Origin of the sequence: Roseibium album, assembly GCF_965233825.1 — a bacterium.
Taxonomy (GTDB): Bacteria; Pseudomonadota; Alphaproteobacteria; order Rhizobiales; family Stappiaceae; genus Roseibium; species Roseibium album.
Map to the genome: position 1 here is coordinate 999,980 of NZ_OZ247583.1, position 13,801 is coordinate 1,013,780.

Consider the following 13,801-nt stretch of genomic DNA (forward strand, 5'->3'; position numbering starts at 1 on the left):
CTCTTTCAAATATTGGATCGGCAGATGCTTATTCAGCAGCTGCTTCTTCGGAAGCGCCTTCGGTCGCAGCCTCTGCAGTTGCTGCAGCAGCTTCTTCATCAGCAAGTTTCTTGGCTTCCAGGCGTTCCTTGGCCTTGGCTCCGAGTTCTGCCTTCTGCGGGTTGTTGCGCGGCTCGCGCTTCAGCAGGCCGGCGGCATCCAGAAAACGGTGAACACGGTCGGTCGGCTTGGCACCGTTGCCGAGCCAGTACTGAATGCGTTCTACATTCAGCTTGACGCGGTCTTCGGAATCCTTCGGAAGCATCGGATCGTAGGAGCCGACCTTCTCGATGAAACGACCATCGCGCGGTGAGCGGATGTCAGCAATAACGATACGGTAATACGGGCGTTTCTTGGAACCGCCGCGTGCCAGGCGAATTTTCGTAGCCATTTTTTATCTCCAGTTTTTCAGTTGCCGGCTTCAGCGGCAATGGCTTCATGGTGCCGGATCACTTCGCGAACGATGAAGTTCAGGAATTTCTCGGCAAAGTCAGGATCGAGATTGGCATCGGCAGCCAGCCGCCGCAGTCTTTCGATCTGAATCTTCTCCCGCGCCGGATCGGCCGGCGGCAGGTCGTTGGTTGCTTTCAGAACACCCACCTGCTGGGTGCACCTGAAACGTTCGGCGAGCATATGGATGAGCGCGGCATCGATATTGTCGATGGAAGATCTCAGAGCTTTAAGCTCCTGCAGAGCCTCGCTCTCGCCAAGCCGGGTCTCCGCTTCACTCATCGCTTCTTACCCTTCCCCATGCCCGGCAGGCCGGGAAGTTTCGGTCCACCGAGACCTGGAAGACCCGGCATGCCCGGAGGCAATCCGACGCCACCCAATCCACCCGGCATCCCGCCGGGAAGGCCTTTCGGCAGTTCCATTCCATCGGGAAGCTGGCCCGACTTGGCCATTTCTTCCAGTTGTTTCGGATCGACATCCGGCATCCCGCCACCGCCAAGACCGCCCATGAGCTTGCCCAGCATGCCTTTGCCCTTGCCCATCTTCTTCATCATGTCCGCCATCTGGCGATGCATCTTGAGAAGCTTGTTGACTTCGGCAACCTGAACGCCGGACCCGGCTGCAATACGCTTCTTGCGGCTCGCTTTCAGGAGGTCAGGTTTGGATCTTTCGGACGGGGTCATCGACTGAATGATCGCGATCTGGCGCTTGAACATCTTGTCGTCGATGTTTGATGCCTCGATCTGCTTCTTCATCTTGCCGACACCCGGCAGCATGCCCATCATCCCGGACATGCCTCCAAGCTTTTCCATCTGTTTCAGCTGCTCGGCGAGATCTTCCAGGTCGAAATGACCCTTCTGCATCCTCTTCGCCATCTTTGCGGCTTTTTCCGCATCGATGGCCTCGGCAGCCTTTTCGACAAGCGAAACGATATCGCCCATTCCCAGGATACGGTCGGCGATCCGCTTCGGATGGAAGTCTTCCAGCGCATCGGATTTTTCACCGGTACCGATCAGTTTGACGGGTTTGCCGGTGACCGCCTGCATGGAAAGCGCGGCACCGCCGCGTCCGTCACCGTCCATTCGGGTCAGCGCGATACCGGTGATGCCAACACGTTCGTCAAAGCTGCTGGCCAGATTGACCGCGTCCTGTCCGGTCAATGAGTCGGCAACCAGCAGAATTTCATGAGGCTGGGCGGCGGCTTTCACATCCGCCATTTCCATCATCAACGGCTCGTCTATATGTATACGGCCCGCAGTATCCAGCATGACGACGTCGTAGCCGCCGAGCTTTGCCGCGGACATCGCCCGGTTGGCAATTTCAACCGGGCCCTGGCCTGAGACAATCGGCAACGTGTCGATCTCGTTCTGCTCACCCAGAATTTTCAGCTGTTCCTGAGCGGCCGGACGACGGGTATCAAGCGATGCCATCAGAACCTTGCGCCTGTCGCGCTGGGTCATCCTGCGGGCAATTTTTGCAGTCGTTGTCGTTTTACCGGAACCCTGAAGGCCGACCATCATGATCGCCACGGGCGCAGGCGCATTCAGGTCGATTGGCTGAGCTTCGGCGCCAAGCATCTCCACCAACTGGTCATGAACGATCTTCACGACCATCTGGCCCGGCGTAACTGACTTGACGACTTCGGCACCGACAGCGCGGCTGCGAACCTTGTCGGTGAAGGAGCGTACGATCGGCAGGGCAACGTCGGCTTCGATAAGCGCGCGCCGGATTTCACGCATCGCTTCGTTGACGTCGTTTTCCGACAGCGCACCACGGCCGGTGAGCTTGTCGAATACTCCGCTTAGTCGATCGGACAGGCTTTCAAACATCAAAGGGTCCTTAAGTCATCTTCTTCGGGAAATCTCCCGAACCATATGGGCAACCGGCGCCTGGATCCAACAGGTTTGCTTGACGCAAAGCAGTTTCGCACCCGAGGGCGCGTCGCGCTGTCGGGTGTGAACCTCCGGGATCTCTTTACACCTTTTCGGGTCCCGGTCGGTGGTACAGGTTGTCAGTCACTCATATGGAGTTCGCGGGTCTATGCCCGACAAAACCCGCAGAGTCAAGGAATGGTCCACAATTACCAGCCCCAAAAACAAGACGCTCTTCCAAGAGATAGTTGATTGCGTCAAGGCACGCGTAAGTTAAGTTGGTTGAGTATGATTTTCGAAAAGCCGTTTCATCGCTTCCAATTTTGTTTTAGGAGCATTTGTGTGTGACTAACATTCTGAAATCCCTAACTTATCGTGTAGAAAATCCTGTTCGAATACAGAAATTTCGCACAAAATCCAATAACATCAACTGGAATCAGAGTAAAAATTTAGAGTCTCTAAATGAGCTTTTTAGCATGATAGATGAATTGGCAATGGCTGAGCTCCAATACTACTATAGAAGAAGAAATACGCGGGCGTGGATATCAGGTTCAACGCGTTTTTTCGGTTGGGTACTCGGTACAATTGGTCTTCTATTTCCACTTTTGGCTGCAACCCAATCAGAAGATTTTAAGGGTTTTGCATCGTATGGATATGTTTTCTTAGTAGCAGCGGGCAGTTTTTTTGCGTTGAACTCGCTTTTTGGAGGAACCGCTGGCCACATTAGATTTGTGAAAACACAGCTTGAAATAGAGAAACTGATCACAAGCTCACACCTGGCTTGGAATGATTTTTTGGCAAATTCAAAAGAAGATAATCCAAATCTTGAAAGTGGATTTAAGTTGATTTCTGAATATGCTTCGTCCCTATACGCTCAAACAATTACTGAAACAGGAACTTGGGGCGAAGATACGTTGTCATCTTTGGAAGAATTCAGAAAGTCCTTGGAATCCACCAAATCCAAAAAATCAAAAGCCACATGACTTTAGCTTCGTTTCGACGTCTCGTAATTGGCCGAAACATCATAGTAGTCGTTGAATCCTATCCGTTCGCGAAGCTCGGCGAAGTCCATCATCAGGGGCGACCGGTCGGAATCAGTTTTTAGCTTCGAAAGCGTTTCCGTCATGGCCTTCATCGCGCTGGCCATGAGAGTCAGCGGATAGGCCGCGATGGCAAACCCTATCTCTTCCAGTTCCCTGTGTGAAAGCTCCGGCGTTTCACCACCTTCAACGATGTTTGCCATTTTGGGCCCGGGCAGTTCCCGGCAGACTGTCTCCATTTCCGCAACGGTTTTCGGAGCCTCGACAAAGAGAATGTCAGCGCCCAATTCCTTGAACCGCGCTGCCCGTTCAATCGCTTCACTCAAGCCGTGTTCATGACGTGCGTCGGTTCGTGCAAGGATCAGGATATCTGCGCCGTTCTCCCTGGCATCGTTTGCGGCGCGGATCCGGTCGAAAGCTTCGTCCCGCGAAACAACAGCCTTGCCTGGCGTATGGCCGCATCTCTTCGGCGCGACCTGATCCTCGATCATGACGGCGGCCGCCCCCGCCTTGGCAAAACCGGTGACAGTCCTGCGCACGTTCATGGCGTTGCCGTATCCTGTGTCTCCGTCGGCAATCAGGGGAAAGTCGACGGCATTCGTTATGTTGCCGACCTGATCGAGCACCTCCCCGTAGGACATCAACCCGAGATCAGGTTGCCCGATTCTCGAAGCGGAAGTTGCAAATCCCGACATGAAGGTCAGGTCGAATCCGGACTGCTCGATCAGTTTTGCAGAAAGTGCATCAAAACAGCACGGCATGACGTGCAATTTGTCCGCATCGAGCAGTTTCCTGAGTTTTTCAGCCTGTGACGGCATTCTCACCACCTAGAATTTGAAAGGTATGTATAGGGCCAGATCGGTCCAGATATACAGGATGGCAACCGACAGCAGCATCAGTGCCAGAAACGGCAGCACCCCGCGCGAAACGTCGGAAAGGCTGGATTTCGCAACCGACTGGATCACATAGAGATTGAGACCGACCGGTGGTGTGATCAGCGCACATTCTACCATCACCACCATATAGACCCCGAACCAGATCGGATCGAAACCGAGCGCCATCGCAGCAGGCAACAACACGGGCGTCATGATCAGGACCATGGACAGCGCTTCGAAAACAAGTCCCATGATCAGCAGCACAACGGACACGACCAGGATGAACGCCAGCGGCGTATCGATATTCTGCCCGATGAACATCGAAATTTCCTGCGGGAGCCGGTAGAGCGTGATTGCCTTGCCGAAAACCTTTGCACCGGCAACGATCAGGAGAATGGCAACAGTCGTGACCATCGAGTCGTAAGCTGCTTCCTTCAACCCCTGCCAGGAAAGTGATCTGAGGACGACGCCCGTGATGACCAGAGCGACCGCGAACCCGATTGCCGCCGCTTCGGTCGGGGTTGCGATGCCTGAATAAATGACACCGATGACAAAAACCGCCAGCACTACGGACGGCAATGCGCGCAGGGAACTCCGCAGACGTTCGTCAACGCTCGCAGCAGGTTCGGACCGATATCCGCCGAACCAGCGCGCATGGATCATCGCGAAAGCGATGAACAACACCACCAGCAGAATACCTGGCCCTATTCCGGCAAGAAACAACGCAATGACGGACTGTTCGGTCACAAAACCATAGACGATCATCGGGATCGACGGAGGAATGAGGATGCCGAGCGTCCCTCCCGCAGCCAGCAGACCATAGACGAAGCGGCGCTCGTAGCCGCGGCTGATCATCTCGGGAATGGCCACCGTTCCGATGGTTGCGGCGGTTGCCACCGATGAGCCTGAAATCGCAGCAAAGATCGCACAGGAAAGGATCGTCGCGACGGCCAGGCCCCCGGGCCAGTGACCGACCCATGCATGTACTGCTGCAAAAAGATCCTTTCCGACACCACCCTTCAGCAGGATGTTCGACATCAGCAGGAACAGCGGCACGGCAAGCAGGATGAACCCGTCCAGGGTGGAAAGGATGGCCTGTGGCGCCATCAAGGGCGAAAAGCCGCCGAATATCAGCATCGCGAGCCCGATACCGCCAAGCGTGAAGGCGACCGGGACGCGAATAAGCAGGAGCGCGAACAGCGCGGCCAGGATCAGCAGAGTGGTCATGAAGCGGTGCCGCCTTCCAGATCCCGACGCCCGATAGCCGATCCGAGCTCGATGACCGCCTGGACGAATAGCAGCGCAAATCCAACCGGTATCGCAAGCTCGGAAATCCACGTTGGCAAGTCGAGCATGGATCCCGTGGTGCGCCCGCGTTCAAAGGAATCAAGGAATATCTCTCCGCCTTTCCAGGTAACGATTGCGCTGAAAAGGGCAATTGCACTCATTGCCAGGACACGGCAGACACGTTGCGCCATGTCCCCTAGCCTGATTGTCAGCGCATCGACGGCTATGTGCTGATTTGCCTTCAGCAACCAGGGCATCCCGATCATGCTTCCCCAGATGAGGCACAGCTGCGAGAGCTCTGCCGCCCAGATCGTCGGCGCAACGAACAGATAGCGCGCGCTGACCTCGTAGGTCAGCATGCAACCGGCCAGAATGAACAAAAAGGCCGCTGATCCGGCAAGCATCCGAAGCAGCGCATAAAACGCTCTCATGGGTAACCAAGCAGACTTTTGAAGGTGGAATTGTTCGAAACGGATATCAAGGCGCTCCGCATCCGGCCGGACGCGAAGCGCTTTCATTCAGTAAGACTTTCAGAGACCCTTCGCCGCGTCCATGACAGATTTGCCGAGATCTCCCGCTTTTTCCGAATAGGTGTCATAAACAGGCTGGCTGACGGCCTTCCAGGCTGCAATTTCATCCGCGTCCGGTCTATAGACGGTCATGCCATTTTCTTCAGCTGCCGCGTAGGCCGCAGCCTCGATTTCCGACATGCGGTTACGCACGTCGTTTTCCGCTTTCACGGCAGCTGCCTGAATGATGGCCTGGTGTTCTTCAGGAAGTCCGTTCCAGAAATCGGTGTTCACGACGACGATGAATTCGATATCCGCGTGATTGGTAACCGTAATGGTATCCATCACTTCCCAGAGTTTCCTGGACTTGACCCCGGACACGCCGGTCATGCCGATATCAACGGTTCCACGTTGATAGGCAAGATACTGCTCTGACCCGGAAATCAGGGTCGGCGCACCGCCGGAAGCGGTCACGAAATCGCCGAGCGTCTTGCCGAACACGCGCACTTTCTTGCCTTCCATGTCTTCCGGCGTCTTCAGCGGCCCGTCCTTGGAAAGCATGATCGCGCCACCATAGGCCTGCCACCAGAGCACGGTTGAGCCCGTATCCTTGATCGCCTCATCCAGCGGGCCACGGACCGGCGAACCAGGTGCAACGGCAGCACGGACCTTGTCTTCCGTGTCGAACAAAAACGGTTGGTAGAAAATATCGACGGCCGGAACATCACCGACATAGCGCGTAAGCGATGCCACGCCCATCTCAATCGCACCCGATCCGACCGCCGCCGGAACTTCCTTGTCCTTGTAGAGTTGAGCGGAATCATAGATCTCGACGGCTATGTCGCCACTGGAATTCTTTTCAACTTCTTCCTTGAACAGGAGCAGGTTCTGGCCAAGGTGGCTCTTCAGGGGCAATTGCAACGAGATCCGCAACGTCGTGTCGGCGGCAAGGGCAACTCCCGACGTAAGTCCGAGTGCGACAGCCGCACCCATGGCCCAGGCAAGTGTTTTCATGATTTCCTCCCAAAAATAGGTCGGCAGTCTTGCAAAGGACCAACCCGCGGTCAATGACGTGAAAACCCGGGATGCATGACAAAAACTCATTTTTCACTTGAGCTTAGCAATAATCCGGGTTGTCTCTTGTGCCGGGAAAAGCGCCGGTTCACCGAAAATCGGCTCCGGTGCTTGCAATTCATCAAACGAGGCGGATAAACCTCGGCCCCGCCTTGAAAGCTTGACAGATCCCTGAGCACAACGGAATCTCAGTCCATGAACTATCGAGCCATTGCGTTGCCGATTGGGCGTTTGCTCATTCTCATTTCGCTCATGATGTTCATTCCGGCGATCGTTGACCTTGTTGCCTCGGACGTCGACTGGCAGGTGTTTCTGGTATCGTCCCTGGCGCTGGGAACAACAGGTCTTCTCGTCAATCTGGCGTTTCACGGGCAAAAATTCCCGCACCGCTTTCGGGAATCCATCGTTTTCGTAAATGCCGCCTGGGTTGTTTTTTCCCTGGCCGGCGCCATTCCTTTCTATTTCAGCGATCTGGACATCGGGATTGCAGATGCGGTGTTCGAGACGGCTTCTGGTCTTACAACGACCGGGTCGACCGTATTGACCGGCCTGGACGAGATGCCTCCCGGCATTCTCCTGTGGCGCGCCCTGCTGCAATGGATTGGCGGAATAGGAATTGTCGCCGTCGGCATCTGGCTGTTGCCGGGCCTGAGGATTGGCGGCAGTCAGCTGTTTGTTCTTGAATCATCCGAGCACGCAACAAAACCCTACGGTCGAACATGGCCATTCGTATACCGGCTGCTGGCGCTGTATGGCGGTCTTTCGGCTGCTTGCTTGCTGCTTTACCTGTTCTGCGGCATGACATTGTTCAATGCGGTGGTTCATGCCATGACCACTGTTTCGACAGGCGGGTTCTCGACATCCGATCAATCGTTCGGACAATTTCACGGCATTGCCGTGTACTGGGTTTCGATTGTCTTCATGCTGCTCTCAAGCGTCCCCTTTCTCTATCTGCTCCGCAGCATGGAACGCCGGCGCTTCAAGCGGGATATTCAGATCATCCTGATGCTTTCTATTGTCACTGCCGGCGCGCTCGGAGTTTTTTATTTCGAGCGTTATGCAGCACATGACACACCGTTCCACATGTTCACGCTGGCAGTGTTCAATGTCGTGTCGGTCGTGAGCACGACAGGCTACGCAGCAGACGACTATCTGAAATTCGGCCCCGCGGTGATCACCGTCTTTTTCATCCTGACTTTTTTCGGCGGATGCAGCGGATCGACGTCAGGCGGCTTCAAGATGTTCCGCATCGCCATTGTCTGGAACGTTGTGATCAGCGGAATGCGCCGCCTGGTCCATCCGCACCGCGTCTCGATCCTGAGATTTCAGGGAAACCCGGTGCCGGACAGTGTTGGGGAAGGGGTATTCGTATTCGCCGTGCTTTACGCGGGAACCTATGCGGCCTTTTCGCTTGCCTATCTTTTTCTGGGACTGGATCTGATGACCGCCTTGAGTGCCTCGATCACGGCACTCGCCAATGTCGGGCCAGGGATTGGCGACACGATCGGACCGTCCGGAACATTTCAGATCCTTCCGGATCCGGCGAAATGGCTCCTGGCGATCGAAATGATACTGGGACGACTGGAAATACTCGCGGGGATACTGTTGGTCACGCCGGATTTCTGGCTCGACTGAACGGCTTGCAGAACACGCAAAACCACTGCCGGCGTGACCGTACCGGCAGTGGTCTTAATCAGGCAACCCCGCTGCAATAGCAGCTTACGGGGGGAGGATCGCCCGAAGCTGAGATTATGGCTGAACCGCTGCAAACTCAGCCGGATCGAGCAGGTTGTCCTGATTCGCGTCTGCTGCCTTGAAAACGTCTTCCGACAGATCCGGAACAGCGGTTGTGATTTCTTCGAAGCTCACGAAACCGTCCTGGTTGCTGTCGATCGTCTCAAATGACATGCCCTGTGCAAGCGCTGCTGTGGACGCAGTGAAAGCACCAATGAGAAGAGCAGCGGTAAGACGTTTGGACATGATGTAACCTCCAACTGTTGGTTCTAAGCAGGCTATCCCGACCCTTGCTACGAAGGAATCTGAGTGGGATGCCCACCATGTGTTCCGTCTGTCCGCCAAGCCCCTGCGACCTGCCGAACCGGAACAGGGAGGACTTTGATGCGGGATCGCGACAGGTAAAGGGCTGCTCTTTGGAACCTTCAGGGCATTGTTGTGACTGGTTCTCGTATTCAGACACATGCCAGTCATATTCACGTCACTTTTGAAAGTGTTCGGCAAGAAAAAGGCTGATATATATTAATCACTAAGGGAAAATATATCGAATTTAATATGAGTTTACTTACATCTGGAAATCAGGATTTGGGACTTGCATAATTTCAAGCTAATATTACGCAAAATCCTAATCTTTCATGCCATTTCCACGTGCCAACGCTACTTTGACAATTTGTCAGGGATAATCTCGCGCGCCAAAAATCGCAGATCCGACGCGAACATGGGTTGCTCCGAATCCGACAGCGACCTGATAGTCGGATGACATTCCCATGGATAGCTGGTTCAGGCCATTCCGCTTCGCAATTTTCTCCAGCAGCGCAAAATGCTCACCCGGTGCGTCTTCGACCGGTGGAATGCACATGAGGCCCCTGATATCGAGACCGACGATCTCCCGGCACTCCGCAACAAAAGCATCGACATCTTTAGGTGCAATGCCTGCCTTCTGTGGTTCCTCACCGGTGTTTACCTGAACAAAACAGGGTAGACTGCGGCCTTGCTTGTCCATTTCAGTCTTCAGCGCCTTGGCAATTTTAGGCCGGTCAACCGTGTGGATGACATCGAATGTTGCAACCGCCTCCTTGGCCTTGTTGGATTGCAGTGGTCCAATCAGGTGCAATTCGATACCGGAGAACTCCGTACGCAGGTCGGGCCATTTCCCCATCGCCTCCTGGACGCGATTTTCGCCAAATACCCGCTGACCGGCCATCAGAACCGGACGGATATCATCTGCAAAAAAGGTCTTGGACACCGCGATCAACGTAACCGCACCCTCCCGCCGGCCAAATTCAGCCTCTGCGCGCCGGATATCGTCCTGAACTCCTGAAAGACGGTCTGAGGCGGATGACATCGATATTCCCTTTGCAACGATGGACGAATTTTCTCAACTTCTCTTACGCCTTGTAGGGCAATCTTCTCAAGGCTGTCGCTTCAGTTTGTGCTTGCCGGTCGATTTCCGCGGTCAGAAAAGGCAATCCCGGACACCTTCATGCACTTACCTTGGGGCGAATTCCTTGAAATCTTGGTCCTTCCGACATGCTTTTGCGTCCTGATCCGGCGAACCGAAAGCTTTACGGATGCGGCATTGCGAAATAAACAGTCATCCAAGGGGTCTTTCTATAGTCACATGTTGACCCGCAACCCAATTTCTGGTGACAGTCCGGCAGGAAAACATTCAGGAAATCCGCCGGGTCCGGCGGCAAGAACAAACGGCACAATTGATGGCAACGGAACGGTACAACGCGCGCGAGGTTGAAGCGCGCTGGCAGAAAGTCTGGAACGACAAGGATGTCTTCGTCACACACAATGACGATCCCCGGGACAAGTACTACGTCCTTGAGATGTTCCCCTATCCGTCCGGCCGCATTCACATGGGTCATGTACGCAACTATGCAATGGGCGATGTCGTGGCACGCTACAAGCGTGCCAAGGGTTTCAATGTCCTGCATCCGATGGGTTGGGACGCTTTCGGCATGCCGGCAGAAAATGCGGCAATGCAGAACAATGTGCATCCGAAAGACTGGACCTACGAAAACATCGCCGCCATGCGCGACCAGCTCAAGATCATGGGCCTGTCGCTGGACTGGACCCGGGAATTTGCGACCTGCGACGTCGGTTATTACACCCAGCAGCAGCGCTTGTTCCTGAGGTTTCTGGAAGCCGGACTGGTTTACCGGAAGAATGCCAAGGTGAACTGGGACCCGGTCGACATGACTGTCCTGGCAAATGAACAGGTGATCGACGGCCGTGGCTGGCGCTCTGGCGCTCTGGTGGAGCAGCGCGAACTGACCCAGTGGTTCTTCAGAATTTCTGATTATTCCGAAGACCTGCTGGAAGCGATTGACACGCTCGACCGCTGGCCGGACAAGGTCCGCCTGATGCAGAAGAACTGGATCGGCCGGTCCGAAGGCTTGCGCGTCCGGTTTGAATTCACCGAGGCTGCGCCGACCGGCGACACGACACTGGAAATTTTCACCACGCGCCCGGACACCCTGTTCGGCGCTTCCTTCATGGGCCTGTCACCGGACCATCCGATTTCGGCAAAGCTTGCGGAAGACAATCCGGAGCTGAAGGCCTTCATCGATGAATGCAAGCGTGTCGGCACTTCTGAGGAAGCTATTGAGAAAGCGGACAAAAACGGCGTTGATACCGGATTGAGAGTAAGGCATCCACTCGACAGTTCGCTCGAATTGCCGGTCTATGTCGCCAACTTTATCCTGATGGACTACGGCACCGGTGCCATCTTCGCCTGTCCTGCCCATGACCAGCGCGACCTGGATTTTGCCCGCAAATACGGCTTGCCGGTCAAGCCGGTCGTGCTGCCGAAAGAAGCGGACCCGGCAACTTTTGAAATCGGCTCGGAGGCATTTACGGACGACGGAACGATCTTCAATTCCGATTTCATGAATGGCATGTCCATTCCTGATGCGAAGGAAGCAATTGCGCAAAAGCTTGAAGCCGTCAATGTCGACGGTGCACCTCAGGGCGAGCGTCAGGTCAACTATCGTCTGCGCGACTGGGGGATTTCGCGCCAGCGCTACTGGGGCTGTCCGATCCCGGTCATTCATTGCGACGATTGCGGTGTTGTTCCGGAAAAAGATGAAAACCTGCCGGTTCAACTGCCGGACGACATCAATTTCGACAAACCCGGGAACCCGCTGGATCGGCACCCGACCTGGCGGGAAACCACCTGTCCGAAATGCGGCAAGGCTGCCAGGCGTGAGAGCGACACCATGGACACGTTCGTGGATTCTTCCTGGTACTTTGCCCGTTTCACGGCGCCGGATTGCGACCAGCCGACGGATCCGGAGGCGGCCAATGGCTGGCTGCCGGTCGATCAGTATATCGGCGGCATCGAACACGCGATCCTGCACCTGCTTTATTCCCGCTTCTTTACCCGGGCGATGCAGAAGGTCGGCGCACTCGATCTGAAGGAACCTTTCAAGGGATTGTTCACCCAGGGAATGGTTACCCATGAGACTTATCGTCTCGGGGAAGGAGCAAACGGGTCCTGGATTTCTCCGGCCGAGATCAGGATTGAGGACGTTGACGGAAATCGACGCGCCACATTGCTGGAAACCGGTGAAGACGTCGCCATCGGGTCGATCGAAAAGATGTCGAAGTCGAAAAGGAACACCGTTGATCCGACCGATATCATCGACACATACGGAGCTGACACGGCGCGCTGGTTCATGTTGTCGGACAGCCCTCCCGAACGTGATGTTATCTGGACGGAAGACGGTGTTCAGGGAGCCTGGCGCTTTGTTCAGCGCGTCTGGCGCCTGATCAACGAGATTTCCGAATCAATCGAACCTAGGGCCGGCTCCGCACCGGAAGCCTCCGGCGCGGTTCTTGAGCTGCGGCGTGCGAGCCACAAGACATTGGCAGCTGTCTCCAATGATCTGGAATCGCTCGGGTTCAACAGGGCGGTCGCGCGGCTGTACGAACTTGTCAACACGATCAGCAAGACCGTTGGTAACGATATCGAAGACTCTTCGATGGAATATGCGATCAGGGAGGCTGCCGACTACCTTGTCCAGATGATGGCGCCAATGATGCCGCACCTTGCCGAGGAATGCTGGTCCGCTCTTGGTCACGGCAATCTGATTTCCGAGGCCAAGTGGCCGGTCGCCGACCCGGCCCTGCTGGCCGAGGATTCGGTCACTTACCCAATCCAGATCAACGGCAAGCGCCGCGGTGAACTGGAAATTGCAAAAGAAGCTTCCAAAGAAGAGGTCGAAGCAGCTACCTTGGCTCTGGATTTCGTTCGAAAGGCGCTGCAGGGCAACGCGCCCAGGAAACTCATCGTCGTGCCGCAGAGGATTGTGAATGTCGTTGTTTAGCAACATCTTGAAAAGCGAAAACAACTTGCGGCGTGCCGCCCTCTGCTCCGCCTTCCTGGCGGCCGTCATCTTGAGCGGGTGCCAGATTCGCCCGCTTTACGGCACCAGCACCACCGGTGATTTCGGAGCGCAATCTTCCCCGGTCGCCGCAGATCTTGCGGCAATCGACCTTGAGTCGATCTCGGCCCGGTTCGCCAATGAGGAGTCGGCAAGGGTCCTCAACAACGAGCTTACCTTCAGGCTGGAGCGCGGTGCAGGGTCCGTGGAAAAGAAGTTCCGGCTTGAGATCCTGGTCGATGTGAACAATGCAGCGGTAGGCGTGGAGCAGTTCGCTGACGTTCCGTCCGCCTACACGATCACCATGAACTCGACTTATGTCCTGAGTGATATCGAGACGGACGAAACTCTGACAACCGGCCGGACATTCAGATCGGCATCCTATGACTTCTCCAGTCAGCGCTTTGCCAACCAGCGCGCGCTCCGGGACGCACAGGAGCGGATTGCGAAGGCGGTTGCCGACGATATCGCAACCCGCCTTGCGGGCTATTTTGCCAGTCGATCCTGAGAGCCCGGCGGGAGGTAACG

Annotated in this window: 13 protein-coding genes; 4 read left to right on the top strand and 9 right to left on the bottom strand. The window is 55.4% G+C overall.

Going from position 1 to position 13,801, the window contains the following annotated elements; translation table 11 throughout:
• Positions 1 to 28: 28 nt before the first annotated feature.
• Genes rpsP through ffh form a run of 3 tightly spaced genes read right to left on the bottom strand, consistent with a single transcriptional unit; the run spans position 29 to position 2,318 of the window.
• Positions 29 to 430 (bottom strand): 30S ribosomal protein S16, encoded by a 402-nt coding sequence (rpsP, locus tag ACO6TI_RS04715; protein ID WP_055115246.1) that lies wholly within the window; start codon positions 428 to 430, stop codon positions 29 to 31.
• A 17-nt stretch (positions 431 to 447) separates the two neighbouring features.
• Complete coding sequence (locus ACO6TI_RS04720) at positions 448 to 771, bottom strand: chorismate mutase (RefSeq protein WP_029060714.1); 324 nt, start codon at positions 769 to 771, stop codon at positions 448 to 450.
• The gene (gene ffh / locus ACO6TI_RS04725) at positions 768 to 2,318 is read right to left on the bottom strand and encodes a signal recognition particle protein (RefSeq protein ID WP_422384450.1); all 1,551 of its coding nucleotides are present in this window, start codon (positions 2,316 to 2,318) and stop codon (positions 768 to 770) included. Before ffh ends, ACO6TI_RS04720 begins: the two co-directional genes overlap by 4 nt.
• Positions 2,319 to 2,704: 386 nt before the next feature.
• Here ffh and ACO6TI_RS04730 point away from each other — a divergent pair, with 386 nt between their 5' ends.
• Positions 2,705 to 3,343 (top strand): SLATT domain-containing protein, encoded by a 639-nt coding sequence (locus ACO6TI_RS04730; protein ID WP_422384451.1) that lies wholly within the window; start codon positions 2,705 to 2,707, stop codon positions 3,341 to 3,343.
• A 2-nt stretch (positions 3,344 to 3,345) separates the two neighbouring features.
• Here ACO6TI_RS04730 and ACO6TI_RS04735 read toward each other — a convergent pair whose 3' ends face one another.
• The 4 genes from ACO6TI_RS04735 to dctP are packed head-to-tail and all read right to left on the bottom strand — an operon-like array spanning position 3,346 to position 7,085.
• A complete protein-coding gene (locus ACO6TI_RS04735; RefSeq protein WP_422384452.1) occupies positions 3,346 to 4,218 on the bottom strand; it encodes an isocitrate lyase/PEP mutase family protein in 873 nt (290 codons plus the stop codon).
• Positions 4,219 to 4,227: 9 nt separating this feature from the next.
• On the bottom strand, positions 4,228 to 5,502 hold the full coding sequence (locus tag ACO6TI_RS04740) for a TRAP transporter large permease (protein ID WP_055115252.1): 1,275 nt from the start codon (positions 5,500 to 5,502) through the stop codon (positions 4,228 to 4,230).
• Positions 5,499 to 6,080, bottom strand: coding sequence for a TRAP transporter small permease (locus tag ACO6TI_RS04745; RefSeq protein ID WP_209012396.1), 582 nt, complete (start codon positions 6,078 to 6,080; stop codon positions 5,499 to 5,501). The genes ACO6TI_RS04740 and ACO6TI_RS04745 overlap by 4 nt, the downstream gene beginning before the upstream one ends.
• Positions 6,081 to 6,092: 12 nt before the next feature.
• On the bottom strand, positions 6,093 to 7,085 hold the full coding sequence (gene dctP, locus ACO6TI_RS04750) for a TRAP transporter substrate-binding protein DctP (protein WP_196900146.1): 993 nt from the start codon (positions 7,083 to 7,085) through the stop codon (positions 6,093 to 6,095).
• 255 nt (positions 7,086 to 7,340) lie between these two features.
• On the opposite strand from dctP, the gene ACO6TI_RS04755 reads away from it, so the two are divergent.
• Positions 7,341 to 8,780, top strand: a complete 1,440-nt coding sequence (locus ACO6TI_RS04755) for a TrkH family potassium uptake protein (RefSeq protein WP_422384453.1) — start codon at positions 7,341 to 7,343, stop codon at positions 8,778 to 8,780.
• Between the two features lie 114 nt (positions 8,781 to 8,894).
• Here ACO6TI_RS04755 and ACO6TI_RS04760 read toward each other — a convergent pair whose 3' ends face one another.
• On the bottom strand, positions 8,895 to 9,125 hold the full coding sequence (locus ACO6TI_RS04760) for a hypothetical protein (protein WP_055115256.1): 231 nt from the start codon (positions 9,123 to 9,125) through the stop codon (positions 8,895 to 8,897).
• A 427-nt stretch (positions 9,126 to 9,552) separates the two neighbouring features.
• Entirely contained in the window at positions 9,553 to 10,224 is a 672-nt protein-coding gene (locus tag ACO6TI_RS04765) for a YggS family pyridoxal phosphate-dependent enzyme (protein WP_422384454.1), read from the bottom strand.
• A gap of 370 nt (positions 10,225 to 10,594) precedes the next feature.
• Here ACO6TI_RS04765 and leuS point away from each other — a divergent pair, with 370 nt between their 5' ends.
• Together leuS and lptE are read left to right on the top strand one after the other, a co-directional pair.
• Positions 10,595 to 13,216: a leucine--tRNA ligase gene (leuS, locus tag ACO6TI_RS04770; RefSeq protein WP_422384455.1), complete on the top strand. Its 2,622-nt coding sequence runs from the start codon at positions 10,595 to 10,597 to the stop codon at positions 13,214 to 13,216.
• Complete coding sequence (lptE, locus tag ACO6TI_RS04775; protein WP_209014344.1) at positions 13,203 to 13,781, top strand: LPS assembly lipoprotein LptE; 579 nt, start codon at positions 13,203 to 13,205, stop codon at positions 13,779 to 13,781. The genes leuS and lptE overlap by 14 nt, the downstream gene beginning before the upstream one ends.
• Positions 13,782 to 13,801 lie beyond the last annotated feature (20 nt).